The sequence below is a fragment of the Hyphomicrobium sp. genome, assembly GCF_003987855.1.
Classification (GTDB): domain Bacteria; phylum Pseudomonadota; class Alphaproteobacteria; order Rhizobiales; family Hyphomicrobiaceae; genus Hyphomicrobium_B.
Genome location: NZ_RXIZ01000003.1, coordinates 1 through 17,661 on the forward strand (window position 1 = coordinate 1; position 17,661 = coordinate 17,661).

Sequence of the window (17,661 nt, forward strand, 5' to 3'; positions counted from 1 at the left end):
CACTGCCCTCGATACTCGCGCGGTTCGCAATCGGGACGGGCTCAAAGGCCCATCCGCTGATGCCAACGTGGCCCTGCGGATCGAACTTGAGGCTGTTCGCGAGCGAAGCCGTGAGCAGGCGGCTATGATCGAGCGCTTGCAGGCGGCTGCTCAGATTGCAGCGTCGAATGACGAGCAGAACGCCGAGATCAAACGTCTGTTGCTTGCTTTGGCGAAAACGGAAGCCGAACTCGCGGGGCTTAAAGCAAGCCTGGGTGGCGAGGACGCCGAGAGGATGACCCTCGAAGATCGCATAGCCGACCTGCAATCAGCCAGCGACGCCAAATCGACTGAGATCGCTAAACTGAAAGCGGCACTGCAAGTTTATGAGGATCGGACTGAGCCGAGCGCCGATTTCGCTCAGAAAGCGGATCAGACCGCTCTGCAGGCCGAAATAAAGCATCAGGAGCAGCTGATCGCTCAGCTGCGGGCAGAGATCGCTGCAGGACAAGAGCGACTGTCGCGTCAAGCGTTGCGCTTCCACGAAGAAATGCGCCGGATCGCGCCCGACTCCGATGTCGATGACGAAGGCGGCGCTGGGCGGCCCTCGCTCGCCGAGCGCATTGCTGCGCCCAGAAGCTTAAAGCCGGCCGCTAACGATGCAGTGAATGTCGCGGACCCTGAGGTCAGCCGGCCTGGAGCCTTCCTTAGGTCCCTGAATGGTCCACCACCCGCTCAATCGTCCTCACTTGGCTCCGTGACAGACGCGGTTCGACCGCCGCCGCTGCCTGTTGCCGGATCCGATGACAATTCGAATGGCGCCCCCAACGCACGCCGCCCGCGGCTACTTGAGCGCATTAGCGGCATCGATAAGGGCTGATCAACCTCGGTCGGATCAAACGTCGGCTTGCAGCGTTGATTTTTAAGTCCCATTTTTGATGAGCGCGTGCCATATCCCGTGGCCGAAACCCGTTGGCCAGTTATCATGATTCAAGCCGAAACATCCCATCACGACCACGACCACGATCACAGCGGGCACGCGCACACTTCCGGCGATCATCAGCGTCCGGAAACCGTCGGGCACAGTCATGGCCCTCACAGTCACGGCGCGCACGGCCATAGTCATGTGCCCAAGGACTTCGGGCCCGCATTCGCGCTGGGCACTGCTCTGAACCTCGGCTTTGTGATTGTCGAAGCGACGTTCGGGTTTCTCGCCAACTCGATGGCGCTGGTGGCTGACGCGGGACACAACTTGGGCGACGTGCTCGGGCTTTTGATGGCCTGGGGCGCGAGCGTCCTGGTGAAGCGGCGAGCCACTTTCAATTTCACCTATGGGTTCGGATCTTCCACAATTCTCGCGGCGCTGGCGAACGCAGTGCTGCTGCTCGTCGCGGTTGGCGCCATCGTTCTGGAAGCGGTCCAGCGCCTGATAGAGCCGCAACCCGTCGTCGGCAGCACGATGATCATCGTTGCGGGCATAGGCATCCTGATCAACGGTTTCACAGCTTGGCTGTTCATGTCCGGGCGAGAGCGCGATGTGAACATTCGCGGCGCCTACCTCCACATGGTGGCGGACGCGGCTGTCTCTCTTGGCGTGGTCTTGGTTGGAATCGCGGTGCTTCTGACGGGCTGGGATTGGCTCGACCCGCTGGTCAGTCTCGTCGTCGCCGGCGTTATCGTTTGGGGAACTTGGGGCCTTTTGCAAGACTCTATCCGCCTCGCGATGCACGGTGTGCCGGTCAATATCGATGCCCAGGCCGTGCAGGCGCGGCTTCTCGCCATGCCGGGAGTGGTGAGCATTCACGATTTGCACATCTGGCCAATGAGCACGACGGAGACCGCTCTCACATGTCATCTCGTCGTGCCGAATGCGCCACCCGGAGACGCGCTGATAGAACAGACAGCCAAGATGCTGCACGACGAATTTGAAATCCGGCACTCGACTTTGCAGCTCGAAGTCGGAACCGGCGCGCCGTGCGGCGCAGGTGCCGGCTGTGCCCAGCCCAAGGAAGTGGCTGCGTCCGGCGCCCTCCTATAAAGCCAGTCACGTTTTTGGCTCTGGTGAGCGCGGTCCAGTCCGACCCTGATCGCGCGCCATCTCCAGCCACGCGCAAGGCGAACCTGAAAGGTATCGGGTGGGGAAAAGCGCGTAGGGGGAGGCGCTGTCATGAAGGTTCTTCTTGTCGGGTATGGCTATGTAGGTTCGTACCTGCTGCCGATCCTGACGCGCGCTGGTCTTGACGTTTCTGTTTGTGATCAGAACGTTGACCGTCTCACTGGTGTGCGCAACTCGATGCGCTGCCGTTATCAAGAACTGACGATCGCTGATTTGGCCGATTTCGGCATCATTCTCTGGTTCGCGGGCCACTCCAGCGTGCCGATGTCCCTGCGCGATCCGGATGGGGCGCTCGCCAATAACTGTCTTGATCTACTTCACTTTGCCCGCCGCAAGCCGATCAACGCCCGGCTGATTTATGCGAGCACGGCAAGCGTGTACTCGTCGCTCGCTTCGGAAGATGGCACGCCCCCGGCCGCGTTGGATGAGACAGAGACGCGGCTCGATCCCGTCAACCCTTATGACTGCTCAAAAATCTCGATGGATGCGCTTGCGCGCTGCTTCGCGAACGCAGTGACTGGATTGCGCCTCGGAACGGTCTGCGGCGCAAGCCCCTTCCTCCGCGCGGAGCTGATCTTCAACGCCATGAACATCGCTGCGATGCGCGATGGCTTCGTGCAGGTTCGCAATCGCAATTCCTACCGCAACATCCTGTTCCTAGAAGACCTCGCGCACTACGTCCTCCAGCTGATGAAGCAGGCTGATGACCTCCCGCCCATTCTCAATACCGGTTCTCTGAACACGAGCATCGGCGATCTCGCAGACCAGATCGCGGCGTTCCATGGGGTGCCGGTTGTCGATCACGGCAACGGAGTAACATACTCCTTCCAGATGAATTGGGATCGAATTCAAGCGCTCTGCGGGGCGCCTCCGGCGTTGAGCATCGCAGAGCGCTGCGCACGTTTCCAACAAGACTTCCGGCCCGAACTCCAAGTGGCATCATGACCGCAATCTGCGAACCACAACGTACCTGCATCGTCTGCGGCAGCAATGTCAGGCCGCTGCTCGACCTCGACGTCCAGCCGCCCGCAAACTTGCTGCTTGCCGACGCGAAGGACGACTACGAGGCTTTCCCCTTGGGATTTGCGAATTGCCCATCCTGCTCGCACGGGCAGCTGACCCACTTCGTCGACCCCGCGAAGCTCTTCAAGCACTACCTATACGCCAGCGGCACAAGCGGCACTTTGAAGGCCTATTTCGAATGGTTCGCTGCAACGCTTCGGCGCGCGAGCCGTCCTGGCGCCCGAGTTCTCGACATCGCCTCCAATGACGGCAGCTTTCTTGGTTGCCTTGAAGCCGAAGGCTTTGACGCGATCGGCGTTGATCCCGCAGAAAACCTAAACGCGGTCGCGATTGCGGCAGGCAGGAAGGTCGTAACCGGCTTCTTTCCGGAAGCTCGACCCGAAGGAAAGTTCGACATCATCGTTGCGATGAATGTCGCCGCGCACACGCCTGACCCAGCTACATTCATGAGGGGCGTGCATGATTGCTTGGCCCCGGGCGGTGTTGCGATCATTCAGACGAGCCAGGCACTGATGGTTGCCAACGGCGAATTCGACACCGTCTACCACGAACATTACTCGTTCTACACAGTCGCATCGATGGCCCGCCTCGCGGCCAGAAGCGGATTGCGCGTGGAGGCGTCGAAACTAACGTCCGTGCACGGCACCAGCCTTCTCTCGTTCTTGCGCCGAGCGGAAGACGACGTTGAGCCGTTCGCGTTCGAAGAATCTGCGCCTTTCAGCATCGCGTGGCCATCGCCGCAGCCGGCAGCACTTTCGCCAAATCTGTCCGAGGAAGACGCTGCTGGAGCCTACGTGAAATTTGCTGATGGCGCCAAGGATGCTATGCAATCCGCCGCGGAAGCTGTTGCCCGCCATCAGGCAGCCGGGCGGAAAGTGGCGCTCGTCGGCGTGGCAGCCAAGGCGATGACATTTATCAGGGCCGCCGGCATCACGCCCGATACTTACCTCGACGAGGCGCAGCTCAAGGTTGGTTTGACGATTCCGGGCACGCAGCAGGCCATTGAACCATTGCAAAAGGCGGCCGAACTTGCCGGCAATACGACCTTTTTGATCGGTGCTTGGAACTTCGCCGATGAACTGATGCGCAAGATCAGGGCGATTAGCGGCAACACGAATCCCAAGTTCGTTGTCTATTTCCCAACGCTCCAGGAAATCGGTTAGGCGCGATGCCGAAGCGGGTCGTCATTTCCCATTTCTACAACGAAGCCTACATGCTTCCATGGTGGCTTCGCCATCATCGCGAAATTTTCGACCATGGCGTTTTGATCGATTACCATTCCACCGACGCGTCGGTCGACATTTGCCGCGAATTGGTCCCGGGTTGGGAAGTCGTATCCTCGGAAAACGCAACTTTCGCGGCGCTCCTTTGCGATTTCGAAGTCATGAAGCATGAGCAGCGCTTTCCGGACGCTTGGAAGCTTGTCCTCAACACCACCGAATTCTTCGTAGCGCCAGGTCTTGCAAAGATGGAGCGTGTGATGCTCCAGCATGATCTGATCGGCGCGCGTCTCCCGGGCGCCGTCATGGTCGATACCGACCCCGACAATCCGCCGGACCCCGCAGTCTCTCTAGTTGCGCAGAAATCAACTGGCATCTGGGAAGATGAAATTGATTTCAAGGGGCTTGCGATTCCGGGCCTGACGTTTCCCACGCGCAACCGCCTTTATCATCGCTACGCCATCGGAGCGTATACGCCCGGCCGGCACAGCTCGCATTTGCCACGGCAGGGCAATGCAAGCCGAGATATGGGTTCTATCCGTTGGTACGGCTTTAGCCCTTGGTCGACCGCTTTCAAGGCTCGTAAACTGCAGATCGGCTCCAAGCGAGACAGCTTCGACATCAAGAACGGTTTCGGGGCGCAGCATCAGGCTGACATTGCCGAGCTTGATGGTCGTTGGTCGAAGCTTGCCGCGCTGAGCGGAGTCCTGCCTATCGCCGCCTGACCGCAGCTTCTCTCAACTTGCCAAAGGCGCCAATTCAGTTGCCGCGATCGTCTCGCGCAGTATCTTTGCTTGATCGCGCTTGGAAAAGATTTCAAACGCCGTCCGTTCGAGCGCACGCCGCCGGGGCTCGTCTCGAACCAGCGCAACACAGCTTGCAACGAGGTTCTCGTAAGGCACGGCGACCATGGCCCGGCGAATGTCGTCGTCGATTTCTGTCCTCGGTCCACACTCAGAGACGATCGCTTTGCTATTTGCCAGCAGGTAGGACGTCCGAATAATCTCGTGAATGCTGTCTTCGTAGAAATGCATATTGAGGACGATTTTTGCCTCGGCAATCGCGCGGTCGCGTTTCTCGCCATACACGCTGAAAAGGTGATTCACGTTTAGTCCGGCGCGCTCGAGTTCTCTCAGGATCGCCAAACGACGCGTGTTGGTGCTGCCATAGAAAAGAACGTCAACAGGCTGTGATTGCGAAGGGCGCGCGCGCGTCATCTCCGGCGTATAGCCGACGCTGACATGCCGAATGTACTTGTTCTGAGTCATGCGCCGCAATTCAACGATGTTGCGAACGCTGTAGTCCCAAACCGCGAGACGCTTCAGGAGGCTGAGATAGATTGGACGCTCGCGAACGTTGAAGCCGGTGATCTGCTCAAGATTGATGATGACGGTATTTTGGGGAATACGGTCCGCCATCTCCTGCGTCGGAACGAGATGCGCACCGAGCACGAGATTGACGCCAGCATTCTCAAGCTTATTGCTCTGCCGGCGGACGTTTGCTCCTAGCGAACGAAGTGCATGTTCAAAGCCGCTCGCCAAATCGTCGAAGGCAGCCTTATGCACGTTGCCTTCGGGCTCGATGGTCACAAGATTCACCTGACGCCACGCCTCGCCAATGGCATCGGCATCCTCGTTGAGGAAATCAGCGCCGAACAGGTCCGCGTCATCGTTCGCCGGTTGCGCGGCAGCCATCGATTGCGAAAGCGGTCGGGTGCTTCGTGCCTCAGCCATCTCTAGCTTGCCACGTAAGTCAGCGACTGAGGAATCGAGGTTAAGTGCGGTCCGGAATGCATCCACGGCCTCGTCGTACCGGCCAACGCTTGCCAGCATGTCCCCGAGCGTGCCCCACGACTCTGCGGAATTGTAGCCGAGCGAAATCGCCTTCGATTTGGCGCCGATCGCAAATTCAATCTTGTTCAAAGGAACCAGCACAGTCGCCAGCGCCTCATAGGCTTCGGCCAACTCCGGATCCTTGACGATGGCTTTCGCAAAGGCTTCGGCGGCGACATCGAACTCGCCGCTCCGCGCGATCTGCAATCCGACGAGCAGTAAGTCGACCGCAGACGCCGCTTCCGCATCAAACTCAGCGGCTTTGTCTGCCGCCGGATCTTCTGCGTCGGGAAGGTCGGCTAGCGATGGCCATTGTTGGTTCATTGCGTCGAGTTCCCGGCGATGGCGGCGTTCATTGAGCCGGCGCTAAAGTCATACCGACCCAATTCTCTCGACTAGCCCCTCAACCATGCGCGAGGCTGGAGACTGCGGCGTTACATATGACTCGCGACAAGGGGAGGATAGCCAACACTAATCCCGGCCCCGTTCCTTGGCGATTGCCACGAGGGCGAGTGTTCGCGCGCGCTCTATCGCATTTGCCTGCTCGGCCAGGAAGAGATAGGCAGCATCATCCTCCGACAACGGTTTGAGGAGTTTCATGCCCGCCTTGTGCCAGACGGCCCATGCCACTTCGCCCTTGAGCTTCAGGCCGGGAGCCAGGCTGATTTCGACGGGGTCTCCGATCGCGAGCCCCTGGGTCTGATCAATTCGTAGACCCGAGGGCGAGAAGTCGGCGACCCTGACTTTTTGGGTCACGCCTCGACATTCAAGCAGCGCCGAGAACATCACGCGGCGGCGAGTATCTTGTCGTCTCAAATAATTCTGCGACAAAGCCATCATGGCATGCGCTCCAATAATCCTTTGATGTCCAAAAGGGTTTTTTGGAGCTCTTAGAGCACACAAACCGTATCCGCTGAGATAATCCGACCAGTGATGATCAATAAGTACTATAATAAAATTGAGGTTTGCGTATTTAACAAACCTTAGCCCTAGCACTTTGGCTTCACCCCTACCGCAGGGACGCCAGGGGCCTCAGCGCCCACGCGGCTTCTACTTGGATTTCTTGCTGGCCTTGTCTTTTGGCGGCGTCAATGAACTTCTGGCGTTGCGAACGCGTGTCGGGCTTCTCAGCTTTGGTTTTTGTCTTCGCGTAAGTCTACTTGATTTGCTGGCGTGCCGCGAGGTGCGCATGCATGACGGAAACTCGGAAATAGAAATAGTCACCGAGGATATGCTTGAAGCTGGGCTTAAGGTGTTGTGGGACGCGGATTTAACGGATGTCCGTCTGGAAGCGGATAGACTAGTGGTTCTTTAAATACATCGAGCCATGGCTGCGCTTCGGCACCCGTCATAATGCTGGTTGCCAAATGGAACATGTTTGCGAGACGTCCAAAAACGCCGCACTTCTCCATGAACGCAACCAAGTCGCTATCGAGAAGTTGCGGAGTGTTCTCGTCCCATCCCGCAAAATTGGGCGGCCTCAACTGAAGTGATACACCATCGTCGCCAATCAGCGTGATCATGTTCCAATGGACGACTTCGTTTCGCTTTATATCAATGGGCCGAAGCTCTTTTAGATAAGAATTCCAAAAGAGATTATAAACCGATCCGAATTTTCGGCGGATGAGCTTTTCCAGTATGTCATTGCGAACCTGAGTGCTCGATATTCGAAAAAAGATGATCCCGGCTACTTTTGGGTCGATGTCTCCGCAGTATGCAAACAGCGCGCAAAGAGACTGCTCCAAGCTAGCGTATGATTGAATGGATCTGCCTCGGACAGCCCAGATGCGATCCGCCGCCGCCTGCTGCATAACTTCGCCAAGGTCATAGTTTTTTTGCTCAGGCATTACGTCGGCTCCGCGAACATTTAAGCTTTTCCATTCGCAGTCAGGCTGTCGATACGTCAACCGCTTGCCTTTTGCGCCTTTGATCGCTTTCGCAGCGAGCCTTGTCTTCGATGCCCAATGCTAAACGTGCGTTATAACGGAAGGCGAATTCCGCAAGACTGCGGTGAAGATGCTTCTCGCTGCAATGCTGATGGTGCCCTTCCCGTTTGAGGAGATTGAAGAAAGATTCAACCGTGTTGGAGTGGTTCTCGCCGCAACCCTATTCGCTTCGGCTGTGCCGACCGCTGCCGTGGAATGCGCTCGACCTCTGGTATATCAAAAATGCATCCCTGGCTCTCGATGCATTCGTATCGGCGTCAACCGTACGTACCGTTCTCTTTGGCGAGCGCGTCGATCGCCGTGCGATAGATAAAGCGCGCCAATCTCTTGACCTGATCCTCTCTGTTGAAGCTGGTCAAACCTGGCACCAGTAGCTGCACCAAAAGCCGAGAGCGCCCAGTAGGATGTGAGTTATTCGAGCGACACCCGAAATCTATGGGTCGCAATTCCTGCCCTGAGTGGAACTCATGGACCGCGTTAACGTTCACGCTTGCAATGAGGGCGGGGCTGGCGGGATCTGAACTGCGTTCCAATCTCCGATAGAACTAAAGGCCAGCGCTCGCGCGTGGACAATTCCAGCGATGCGCGTCATTATGCCGGTTGGGAGTTTTATGTTGCCTAGTTTTTGCCACAACGGGACTGCCGCCACCGCCGACGCTTTGAGCGTCGTCCGGTTCCGGTGCTGTCGTTGTCAGGCTAGCGCACAGCGCTCGCTGGTATGCAGTGTGGAGTATTGAGTTATGCTGCGGATGGAGTTGGCCGAGAACGCGGGTGTCGGCGACGATTTCGAGCTTCGCTTTATCGGCGATAAAGACGCAACCAGCGACGTCTGGCACATGGCGCGCAACGAGCTTCTTTTCGAAGCGGGCGACATCAAGCGCAACGTCTATCGCGTGGAAAGCGGTGCCTTGTGCATCTATCGCACCCGCCCTGACTTCACCATCGAAGTCGTCGAGCACGTCCTCGCCGGTGAACTCGTCGGTATGGGATTTCTTGAGCGCCATGCCGTAAGCGCGCGGGCCGAGGTCGAAACTACGGTGCGCGCGATTGCCCTCGATGCCGTCGAGCAATTGATCGAAGACGATCCGCACAATGCCGCGCGTTATGAAGAAGCGATGGCACGTGAATTCGCTTTCCGGCGCGAGAGCCTGGTGAACTCGGCGCGCGAACGTCCGATGGTGCGTTTAGCGGCATTTCTCGTTGCTGTTTCCAATCGCATTCGCGAAGAAGGCGGAGACCCCACTCTCATCGATGACAGCGTCGATTGCGGTGTGATCGCCGACTTCCTGGGCATGAGCGTTGATCTCCTCGCGTTGTCACTGACGCAGCTTAAAATGCGCGGTTTCGTAGAGACGGCGCCCCCGCACGGCCTTCGCCTGAAGGATGTCGAGGCGCTAGACGCGATTGCTAACGAGCAGGTGGATTGGCTGTCTTGGGCAGGTTTTGGCAGGGATGGTTCTTCCGCTCTTCAGTGACGCCTGCCGCGCTTAGCCTAAATCATCCCTCAGCCCGCTCTTGACGAGATAAGCGAATACCCGTTCCTCCTTCGGCATAGCCGGAGGAGTGCGGGAATGAGCGAAAATTCATTTGCACCACGACAGAGCCGCACCAGGATTTCGCGGCGCCTGTTTCTTGGAAGCTCCGTCGCGGCGGCTGCTCTACCCTCATTGCTGAAGGCTGAGGAGGTAGCGCCCGCTGAAGCTCCGGCTTCAAGTGGTTTTTCTCCCCGCCTTCTTCCATCTCGTGAGCTACCCGTGCCGACAACTGTCAGTGCGCAGCTGCAAGGTGTCATTGCCGCTCCTTACAGTCCGGGTTGGGATACCATCCCCAAAGATGCAGCAGCCTGGAGAGATCTCGCAGCGAGCAGCTCAGCCGCCGCTGCGGACGCGATCACCGCTATCCGGGAACGTTTCAATCTTCAGGTCGAAAAAACCACAATGGCCGGTGTGCCGGTGTTCGTGATCACGCCGAGCGAGATCGCACCAGCTAATCGCAATCGCTTGCTCGTCCACATCCACGGCGGCGGCTTCGTGCTGTATCCGGGTGAAGCCGGAGCCGGCGAGGGGATGATGATGGCTGGCTACTCCAAATGCCGTGTCGTCTCGATCGATTATCGCATGGCACCGGATTTCCCCTTTCCAGCTGCACTTGACGACATCTCGGCGGTTTGGGGAGTTCTGCTGGCGTCTTACGATCCCCGGAAAATGGGCATCTTTGGCACGTCTGCCGGCGGAGCCCTGACGCTTTCGGCCGTGTTGCGGGCGAAGACAGAAGGGATGGCGCTTCCGGGAGCTATAGCGCCGGGAAGCCCGTGTGCGGATCTGACATGGTCAGGCGACACAGTCATGGCGAACGCCTACGTAGACAACGCGCTGGTCTCGCGTACCGGGTGGGTCGGCGCTGCCATCAACCTCTATGCCGGAACGCATGATCTTCGCGACCCACAGCTTTCGCCGATCTTCGGCGACTTCACCGGCTTTCCGCCTGCGATCCTGACATCAGGGACGCGCGACCTGCTCTTGAGCGATACGGTGCGTACTCATCGCAAGCTTCGCCAGGCAGGCGTGAACGCATTTCTGCAGGTCTTCGAAGGAGAAAGCCACGCGCAATTTCTGACGCCGTTCCTGCCCGAGACGGCGGAAGCTTTTGGAGAGATCGTGAATTTCTTTGATTCTCATCTCTTGGCGTGAGTCTTTATAGACCCATCAATGCCATCACCCGATCGACGGCCAGCGTCGGCAGCAGCCGTCCGTCGCGCACCGATGCTTCGATCTTCGGCAACTCGGTCGCCACGCTTGGATTTGCGCGCAGCGCGCCCATCAATCGATCTTCCAGCATGTCCCGCATCCACGAGACCGCTTGAACCTGGCGCCGCTGGGCGAACTCCCCGGTTTCAGTCATCGTCTTTCGATGCTCGAGAACCTTCGCCCAAAGTTCTTTCAATCCGCGGTTCTCGCGGCCTGATACCGTCATGACGGGGGGAAACCAAGTGGCGCCGTGAGGGGTGAAGATTTGAAGCGCATTCTTGTAGTCCGCCGCGGCACTTTCCGCGCGCCGGATGTTGTCACCATCCGCCTTGTTTATCGCGATCATGTCGGCAAGTTCGATGATGCCTTTCTTGATACCCTGAAGATCGTCGCCACCGCCTGCCAAGAGTAATACGAGAAAGAAGTCGACCATGTCGGCAACGGCTACTTCCGATTGTCCGACGCCAACCGTCTCGACGATCACGACGTCGAAGCCCGCGGCCTCGACGAGCGCCATCGTCTCCCGCGTGCGCCGCGTCACGCCTCCAAGTGTGCCGGACGAAGGGGAGGGCCGGATGAATGCATTCTTCTCTTGCGCCAGCGAATTCATGCGCGTCTTGTCGCCGAGGATCGAGCCTCCCGATCGCTTCGAGGTGGGGTCGATGGCGAGCACCGCCACAAGATGACCCTCGCCGATCAGATTCATGCCGAGCTGGTCGATCGTCGTCGATTTGCCGACGCCGGGCACGCCGGTGATGCCGAGCCGGACCGCGCGCCCGGTTCTGGGAAGTAATTCCTGCAGCACGCTCTGTGCGAGGCGGCCATGATCCGGGTTTGAGCTTTCTACGAGGGTGATGGCCCGTGCGAGCAGGGCGCGATCGCCTTCAGCAATCCCCGAGACGTAATCGGCCACCGGAATTTTGTTGGCTGGGAGTGCTGTAGCGGCCATGGCTGAGATGATGAACCCTGTTCTTTCGGAGCGGTGACGTTGGACGGCAAGTTCATCCTTGCGCAAGCCGAGATTTCGCCGCTCCACTCCGTCACAATCCCGTGCCATAGAGCCGTTGCTTGGGGGGCTCAAGCTCCTTAGCTTCGGCTGCGGCGCAAGTGGGGGAGGGGTAGCGTGGTTTCCTTGGCAAAAGGCTGGCCTCGGTCAGCATCACTTTGGAAGTTCGGGCTGACAGCGCTCGTCGCCTCCGGCCTGCTCTCAGCCTGCACGGAAGCCCCACGGCTCGCGAAGACTGGCGAGGAGCAGACGCGCTCTGCCGGAGCGCCCGCGCCGGCCCCGCCGCCTTCGGATGTGGCCGTTTCGCCAGCGCCTAGCGGGCCTCAGGCAACGATGCCGCCTCCGCCGGAGGCAACGCCGCCGCAACAGTCGCATGATCAAGATCGAGCGCCCCCCGATGCCGACGCCGAGAAGGAGGCTGAGACACATCACAAATATAAGAAGTCCGCGCGACCGCCCGCTGGCGCCTCTCAGGACACGCCAGAATCCGAGCCGACGCTTGGCAGCTCGCAGGCCTCACAGCCCGAGGCGCCACAGGATCAGCCGTCGCCTTCCAATGAAGCGAACGCCCCGGCGCAGCCCGCACCACCTTCCGCTTCGGAGCCCGCAGGCGGGTCTGCGCCTCCGACGGCGGTGGAATCCGCGGCGCCCGCGAAGCCTGCGCCTGCGCCTCCGCCTCCGGTCGCTGCCGCTCCTCCGCCAGCGGCCCCTGCGACGGCAGCTCGCGCCGCGATCGAGAGCGACCCCAATAAGAAGTACAAAATCGTGCCCGTGTTTTACGGCACGGACCGGGAAATAGAGCCGGACCCAAAAAGGCTGCAATTTGGATCGGGAAGAGGCCACAAGCTCCAGCTCGGCCGGGCCCTCATCTCAGTGCCATTAAGTCACGAGGTACCGCACATTGAGCGGCCTCGCATCTACGAGGTCTTCGGCTACAAGATTTATGCCGAGCAGGAAGACCCAAACAAGCACTTCACCGTTCAGGAGATTACCAGCCTGACGGAAGATCAGATGCTCGCAATGGTTCGGGCGCGCCTAAAGGACTCCTCAACGTTCAAGGATCACGCGTTCGTTTTCATTCACGGGTTCAACACCTCGTTCGACTGCGCCCTCTATCGAACGGCGCAAATTACCTACGATCTCGGTTTTGATGGCGCACCGTTCGTTTACAGCTGGCCGTCCGGGGGTAAAGTCGCGAGCTACACGTATGATCGAGGAAGCGTCGAGCAGGCGGAGCCGACGCTCGCCGAGTTTCTGACTATGGTCATCCAAAAGAGCGGGGCCAAATCAATTAGCCTCATCGCCCACTCGATGGGCAACGAATTGCTCCTGCGCGTTCTTCAAACCTTGAAACCAAAAATCCCTCGCGGTGTCGTGATCAGTCAGGTTATTCTGGCCGCGCCGGATGTTGACCGGGACAAGTTCAACATCATTGCCCGCGAGATCTCGAACTTCGCTAAAGGCGTGACGCTTTACGCCGCCTCCAACGACCGAGCATTGGGATATTCTCAGCAGTTCTGGGGAGGAGTGCCCCGCGCCGGCGATATTCCCAAGGATGGTCCGCTTATCGTGCCGGGCGTGGATACAATCGATGTAACGGCCGTTTCGACGGACGCGCTGGGCCTCAATCATTCAGGCTATGCGGAAAATCCCGCGCTGCTGGACGATGTGAAGGCGCTGGTTGAATACGGAATAAGGCCGCCCAATCGGCGGCTGAAAAGCATTCTTGCGGTGGAGTCTCCCCAAGGAACGTTCTGGCGGTTCCAAGCGGATCAATAGCGGCGGGCGACTCGGCCGCTCAATGTGCGCGGGGAGCGGTGGGACTTCGGGCTTTCGGTGGAGAGAGGGGCTCCTCGTCAGCATCGCTATGGTGGCGGCGGCCCATCGACAAGCCGTAAAACAATAGGATGCCGAGGATAGTCGGCGGCGCGATCAAAGAGAGCACCAGCAGTGCGTCGCTAATGTAATCGCTCACGGTTCAACCTCCGGAAATATGGCGGCAGAACGGGTTACGCGTTCTAAAAGTTCCTCGCTGGCGACCGCAGGGGCTTACCACCTCAGTCGTGGCGAGGTCGTCGACTCAGTAAGCCGGAACAGTAATTTACGCCTCTAAGTTCATGCCCGGAAGCCGCGTTGACGAGTATTACGACTAAGTTCCAATCGCCGGAACTTGGCGGCGCGCATCACGAGCAGCAGCAGGCCACTAGGCAGGAATTGGTTCACGTGTGGTTCGCTTGCGCGCCTCGCGCGGACTGCGGAGCCTCGGCTTAGCGCCTTCGGCGTTCCGCAGTTCTCTCGTTTCGAGGCGAGCGTTTCGCCGGATCGCTTGCGGCGGCTGACCCAGGATCCGAATGAACGCGCGGCGCATCCGGCTGCGATCCGCAAATCCGGTCTGCCGGGCGATCACGTCGATTGGATGACGCGTTTGCTCCATGAGAATGCGTGCCGCTTCGACCCGCATGGCCTCGACGGCTTTTGCCGGCGATTGCCCAGTCTCCTCGCGAAACGCGCGGGAAAACTGACGGGGGCTCAAGTGAGCTGCCTCTGCAAGTTTTGCAACCGTCAGCGGTCGATGTAAATTCCGCTTGGCATAGTCCAGCGCCGTTTGAATCCGATCCGACTTGGGTCCAAGCTCCAAGAGTTCTGAAAATTGTGATTGTCCGCCGGAGCGGCGATGGTACAGCACCAGCTTCTTCGCTACGGATCGCGCGGTATCGATGCCGAAGTCCGCTTCCACTAGTGCCAGCGCGAGATCAATTCCCGCGCTCATTCCAGCAGACGTCCAAATCTTTCCGTCATTGATGAAGATGCGATCATCATCGACGTGCGCGGTGGGATGCATCTCCTGTAGGGTGCGTGCGAACAGCCAGTGTGTGGTCACGCGCTTCCCGTCGAGCAGACCCGCTTGACCAAGAACGAACGCGCCCGTGCATGACGCCGCGACGCGCCGGCATCGCCGTTCTGCAGCTTTCAGATAGGATATGATTTGTGGCGAAGAGGGCTTCGGGTCATTGGCGCCATCGACCACCAGCGTATCGATGCTCCCGCCGCTAATCCGCTGCGTTTGGAAAACCAATCCCGCAGAGGTTTTTATCGGCCCGCCCTTCTCCGATAGAAACTGGATGTCGTAGGCCTTTTCCCCGCGAACCACATTGGCGATTTCGAACACGCTGGAAACCGCGAGCCCCATCACCGAACAATTCGGATAGACCAGAAACCCGATGCGCATGACCATGTCCGCTGCAGCCGATGACCGAAACTGCCTCATATATGTCGTTTGAGACATCGCCCCGCAAGCCTACGTAGATGCGGCGATTACAGCAGGCTTCGGAGACGATCATGACGGTATCTCAGGGCACGGCCCTCATCACTGGCGCATCGAGCGGAATAGGCGCGATCTATGCGGATCGCTTGGCGAAGAGGGGGTTCGATCTGATCCTCGTAGCGCGCAATGAGGCGCGCCTGAAGGATGTCGCGGCCCGGATAACCGCGAAGACCGGCCGATCGGTTACGGTTCTTCCCGCCGATTTGAATGACAGCGCGGGCCTGTCGCATGTCGAGGCGGCTTTGAAAGGCAATGCCGACATCACCATGCTGGTGAACAACGCTGGCTTTGGTTCGGCCGTGCCTCTGCTGCAGTCCGACATCGACAAGATGGTCGAGATGATCGACGTCAACGTGACGGCGCTCACGCGCCTCACATACGCCGCAGCGCCAGCTTTCGCCGCGCGCGGCAAGGGAACAATCATCAACATTTCTTCCATCGTCGCCATCGCGCCGGAGTTGCTCAACGGCGTCTATGGAGGATCGAAGGCATACGTGCTCGCGCTATCCCAATCTCTTCAGCACGAGCTGGCCAACAAAGGCGTTCGCATCCAGGCCGTCCTGCCCGGCGCAACTGCAACTGAGTTCTGGGACGTCGCGGGGCATCCCCATCAGAACTTTCCCTCCTCGTTCGTGATGTCGGCCGAGGACATGGTAGACGCAGCACTCGCCGGCCTCGACAACGGCGAAGTCGTGACCATTCCTGCTTTGCAAGATGCAACAGATTGGGAAACGTACGAGGCGAAGCGGAAGGCGATGGCGGGCAAGCTGAGCAATGTCAATCCCGCTCCGAGATATCGCGTCAAAGCCTCCGCGTAGACTCAAACTAAGCCCGACATCTCTCTGCATCGCGCATCACGTGCGCGGTGCTTTACCGCGCCACCATCTCTCCCAATTTGGCTTGCGGAACTTGTCTGCTTTGCCAACTGCCCGTTAGAACGGATTGAATTGCAATGGCGGGGTAAGCGACAGGTGGCCAAGCTCGACACGGTGGTCGCGGAGATTGTCGACGAGATGCGGCGGATCCCCGATCGGGGAACTGTTGCTTCATACATCCCGGAGTTGGCATGCGTTGATCCCGACTATTTCGGCATCGCCGTGATCGAGGCCGAGGGAAATGCCGTCGTCGGCGGTGACGGCGACATGCCGTTCTCGATCCAAAGCATCTCAAAGGTGTTCACGCTGACGCTCGCGCTCGGAAAGTTCGGCAATCGTCTTTGGACGCGCGTCGGCCGAGAGCCGTCGGGAAGTCCATTCAACTCGATCGTTCAGCTGGAACGCGAGCAGGGCATACCGCGCAATCCATTCATCAACGCTGGCGCGATCGCCGTGACCGATCTGATCCTGTCAGGCCACTTGCCGCGCGAGGCGTTGGGAGAAATCCTTCGCTTCATGCAGTTTCTCGCCGACGATCCCACAATCACGATCGATCAAGAGGTTGCGGCCTCTGAACAGCGCACTGGCTTCCGTAACGCGGCGCTTGCCAATTACATGAAATCCTTCGGCGTCCTCGACAATCCTGTCGATTTTACGCTTGGCGTTTACTTTCACCATTGCGCGATCTCGATGTCGTGCCGACAGCTGGCGATGGCCGGAAGATTTCTTGCACAATTTGGCAGCAATCCATCTACCGGCCTGCCTGTTGTGCAACCGGAACGGGCGCGTCGGATTAACGCGCTCATGCTGACCTGTGGACACTACGACGGATCGGGAGAATTCGCCTATCGCGTCGGACTTCCCGGTAAGAGCGGGGTCGGAGGCGGCATCTTCGCCGTCGCTCCAGGGAAGGCGTCAATCGCCGTCTGGTCGCCGGGTCTTGATCCCTCCGGCAACTCTCATTTGGGCCGCATGGCGCTCGAAAGGCTCGCCAAGCGCATGGGGTGGTCGATCTTCGGAGCCTGACGACTCGTCCGTCGTCCGGTCCCGTCTCGCGCAACAAGGTCAAGGTAACCTTTAGCGCGATCAGCTCAGACATTCCGCCGATTTAGGCAAACGCTTACATTAGCTCCAGCGGACAACGCGCGCGTCTTCCGCGATCGCTTCTTCGTGATACCAGCAGTCGCTCTGACCGATGTTGCGGAAGTGCCAAGCGGGCAGAATCGCTGCGGCCTTTTTCACCATGCGGTCGCCATGCAGGGACGCGCGCCCGCCCCTGGGGAACTGGTAGATCTTCGCGGTCGGCCGCAATTGCCTTTCTTCCATTTTCGCCTCTCGTTTAGGTTCGCCGGGCAGTCAGGGCTGGCGGCTCATGACACATGTAAGTCTGATTTTCCTGATGCCTCAATTAAAATCAGCAATTGCCCATATTATGGGCATGCCAGCATTTGCATCTTTCGGTAGCATCCCATCGGTGGTGAACGCGCGTCGCCAGGACCTGTTCCCACCACTGCATTGACGCGGATGGGCAATGCATCGCTCGAGGAGGTTTGATGCTGACAGATGGGTTCCAGGCCGAGAGAGATCTCCTC

Annotated in this window: 17 protein-coding genes and 2 pseudogenes; 11 read left to right on the forward strand and 8 right to left on the reverse strand. The window is 58.9% G+C overall.

Annotated elements, in window-relative coordinates:
• The 5 genes and pseudogenes from EKK30_RS01735 to EKK30_RS01755 form a co-directional block, all read left to right on the forward strand.
• Positions 1-859, forward strand: a pseudogene (locus EKK30_RS01735) (hypothetical protein); the annotation flags it as partial.
• Positions 860-964: 105 nt separating this feature from the next.
• Positions 965-2,017, forward strand: coding sequence for a cation diffusion facilitator family transporter (locus tag EKK30_RS01740; protein WP_290979348.1), 1,053 nt, complete (start codon positions 965-967; stop codon positions 2,015-2,017).
• A 129-nt stretch (positions 2,018-2,146) separates the two neighbouring features.
• Complete coding sequence (locus EKK30_RS01745; protein WP_290979351.1) at positions 2,147-3,040, forward strand: NAD(P)-dependent oxidoreductase; 894 nt, start codon at positions 2,147-2,149, stop codon at positions 3,038-3,040.
• On the forward strand, positions 3,037-4,281 hold the full coding sequence (locus tag EKK30_RS01750) for a class I SAM-dependent methyltransferase (RefSeq protein ID WP_290979354.1): 1,245 nt from the start codon (positions 3,037-3,039) through the stop codon (positions 4,279-4,281). The genes EKK30_RS01745 and EKK30_RS01750 overlap by 4 nt, the downstream gene beginning before the upstream one ends.
• 5 nt (positions 4,282-4,286) lie before the next feature.
• Positions 4,287-5,063: a glycosyltransferase family 2 protein gene (locus EKK30_RS01755; protein WP_290979357.1), complete on the forward strand. Its 777-nt coding sequence runs from the start codon at positions 4,287-4,289 to the stop codon at positions 5,061-5,063.
• A 12-nt stretch (positions 5,064-5,075) separates the two neighbouring features.
• Here the strand turns inward: EKK30_RS01755 and EKK30_RS01760 are convergent, their stop codons facing one another.
• The 4 genes and pseudogenes from EKK30_RS01760 to EKK30_RS01775 all read right to left on the reverse strand — a co-directional run.
• Positions 5,076-6,494, reverse strand: a complete 1,419-nt coding sequence (locus tag EKK30_RS01760; RefSeq protein ID WP_290979360.1) for a tetratricopeptide repeat protein — start codon at positions 6,492-6,494, stop codon at positions 5,076-5,078.
• A gap of 147 nt (positions 6,495-6,641) precedes the next feature.
• Positions 6,642-7,010: a PilZ domain-containing protein gene (locus EKK30_RS01765; protein ID WP_290979363.1), complete on the reverse strand. Its 369-nt coding sequence runs from the start codon at positions 7,008-7,010 to the stop codon at positions 6,642-6,644.
• A 407-nt stretch (positions 7,011-7,417) separates the two neighbouring features.
• Positions 7,418-8,017, reverse strand: coding sequence for a hypothetical protein (locus EKK30_RS01770; RefSeq protein ID WP_290979366.1), 600 nt, complete (start codon positions 8,015-8,017; stop codon positions 7,418-7,420).
• A gap of 48 nt (positions 8,018-8,065) precedes the next feature.
• A pseudogene (locus tag EKK30_RS01775) lies at positions 8,066-8,258 on the reverse strand (transposase); the annotation flags it as partial.
• Here EKK30_RS01775 and EKK30_RS01780 point away from each other — a divergent pair.
• The 3 genes from EKK30_RS01780 to EKK30_RS01790 all read left to right on the forward strand — a co-directional run bounded on the left by EKK30_RS01780 (position 8,233) and on the right by EKK30_RS01790 (position 10,806).
• Positions 8,233-8,490 carry a hypothetical protein gene (locus EKK30_RS01780; protein WP_290979369.1) on the forward strand — a complete coding sequence of 86 codons (258 nt, stop codon included), beginning with the start codon at positions 8,233-8,235 and terminating at the stop codon, positions 8,488-8,490. The pseudogene EKK30_RS01775 and the gene EKK30_RS01780 overlap by 26 nt on opposite strands.
• 366 nt (positions 8,491-8,856) lie before the next feature.
• Complete coding sequence (locus EKK30_RS01785) at positions 8,857-9,591, forward strand: Crp/Fnr family transcriptional regulator (RefSeq protein WP_290979371.1); 735 nt, start codon at positions 8,857-8,859, stop codon at positions 9,589-9,591.
• A gap of 96 nt (positions 9,592-9,687) precedes the next feature.
• Complete coding sequence (locus tag EKK30_RS01790; protein ID WP_290979374.1) at positions 9,688-10,806, forward strand: alpha/beta hydrolase; 1,119 nt, start codon at positions 9,688-9,690, stop codon at positions 10,804-10,806.
• 4 nt (positions 10,807-10,810) lie between these two features.
• Here the strand turns inward: EKK30_RS01790 and meaB are convergent, their stop codons facing one another.
• Entirely contained in the window at positions 10,811-11,812 is a 1,002-nt protein-coding gene (gene meaB / locus EKK30_RS01795; RefSeq protein WP_290979585.1) for a methylmalonyl Co-A mutase-associated GTPase MeaB, read from the reverse strand.
• Positions 11,813-11,986: 174 nt separating this feature from the next.
• Here meaB and EKK30_RS01800 point away from each other — a divergent pair, with 174 nt between their 5' ends.
• Positions 11,987-13,648, forward strand: a complete 1,662-nt coding sequence (locus EKK30_RS01800; protein WP_290979377.1) for an alpha/beta hydrolase — start codon at positions 11,987-11,989, stop codon at positions 13,646-13,648.
• A 19-nt stretch (positions 13,649-13,667) separates the two neighbouring features.
• Here EKK30_RS01800 and EKK30_RS01805 read toward each other — a convergent pair whose 3' ends face one another.
• Positions 13,668-13,844 (reverse strand): hypothetical protein, encoded by a 177-nt coding sequence (locus tag EKK30_RS01805; protein ID WP_290979380.1) that lies wholly within the window; start codon positions 13,842-13,844, stop codon positions 13,668-13,670.
• A gap of 228 nt (positions 13,845-14,072) precedes the next feature.
• Positions 14,073-15,098 (reverse strand): GlxA family transcriptional regulator, encoded by a 1,026-nt coding sequence (locus tag EKK30_RS01810; protein ID WP_290979383.1) that lies wholly within the window; start codon positions 15,096-15,098, stop codon positions 14,073-14,075.
• A 110-nt stretch (positions 15,099-15,208) separates the two neighbouring features.
• Between EKK30_RS01810 and EKK30_RS01815 the strand changes: the two genes are divergently transcribed.
• Together EKK30_RS01815 and EKK30_RS01820 are read left to right on the forward strand one after the other, a co-directional pair.
• The gene (locus EKK30_RS01815) at positions 15,209-16,012 is read left to right on the forward strand and encodes an SDR family oxidoreductase (RefSeq protein WP_290979386.1); all 804 of its coding nucleotides are present in this window, start codon (positions 15,209-15,211) and stop codon (positions 16,010-16,012) included.
• Positions 16,013-16,165: 153 nt separating this feature from the next.
• Positions 16,166-17,095: a glutaminase gene (locus tag EKK30_RS01820; protein ID WP_290979389.1), complete on the forward strand. Its 930-nt coding sequence runs from the start codon at positions 16,166-16,168 to the stop codon at positions 17,093-17,095.
• Between the two features lie 99 nt (positions 17,096-17,194).
• Here the strand turns inward: EKK30_RS01820 and EKK30_RS01825 are convergent, their stop codons facing one another.
• A complete protein-coding gene (locus tag EKK30_RS01825; RefSeq protein ID WP_290979392.1) occupies positions 17,195-17,395 on the reverse strand; it encodes a DUF2735 domain-containing protein in 201 nt (66 codons plus the stop codon).
• Between the last annotated feature and the right edge of the window lie 266 nt (positions 17,396-17,661).

Excerpts from the sequence above, each read along its gene's own strand:
- EKK30_RS01740 (WP_290979348.1), top strand. The coding sequence starts at position 965 with ATGATTCAAGCCGAAACATCCCATCACGACCACGACCACGATCACAGC.
- EKK30_RS01745 (WP_290979351.1), top strand. The coding sequence starts at position 2,147 with ATGAAGGTTCTTCTTGTCGGGTATGGCTATGTAGGTTCGTACCTGCTG.
- EKK30_RS01750 (WP_290979354.1), top strand. The coding sequence starts at position 3,037 with ATGACCGCAATCTGCGAACCACAACGTACCTGCATCGTCTGCGGCAGC.
- EKK30_RS01755 (WP_290979357.1), top strand. The coding sequence starts at position 4,287 with ATGCCGAAGCGGGTCGTCATTTCCCATTTCTACAACGAAGCCTACATG.
- EKK30_RS01760 (WP_290979360.1), bottom strand. The coding sequence starts at position 6,494 with ATGAACCAACAATGGCCATCGCTAGCCGACCTTCCCGACGCAGAAGAT.
- EKK30_RS01765 (WP_290979363.1), bottom strand. The coding sequence starts at position 7,010 with ATGATGGCTTTGTCGCAGAATTATTTGAGACGACAAGATACTCGCCGC.
- EKK30_RS01770 (WP_290979366.1), bottom strand. The coding sequence starts at position 8,017 with ATGCCTGAGCAAAAAAACTATGACCTTGGCGAAGTTATGCAGCAGGCG.
- EKK30_RS01785 (WP_290979371.1), top strand. The coding sequence starts at position 8,857 with ATGCTGCGGATGGAGTTGGCCGAGAACGCGGGTGTCGGCGACGATTTC.
- EKK30_RS01790 (WP_290979374.1), top strand. The coding sequence starts at position 9,688 with ATGAGCGAAAATTCATTTGCACCACGACAGAGCCGCACCAGGATTTCG.
- meaB (WP_290979585.1), bottom strand. The coding sequence starts at position 11,812 with ATGGCCGCTACAGCACTCCCAGCCAACAAAATTCCGGTGGCCGATTAC.
- EKK30_RS01810 (WP_290979383.1), bottom strand. The coding sequence starts at position 15,098 with ATGCGCATCGGGTTTCTGGTCTATCCGAATTGTTCGGTGATGGGGCTC.
- EKK30_RS01815 (WP_290979386.1), top strand. The coding sequence starts at position 15,209 with ATGACGGTATCTCAGGGCACGGCCCTCATCACTGGCGCATCGAGCGGA.
- EKK30_RS01825 (WP_290979392.1), bottom strand. The coding sequence starts at position 17,395 with ATGGAAGAAAGGCAATTGCGGCCGACCGCGAAGATCTACCAGTTCCCC.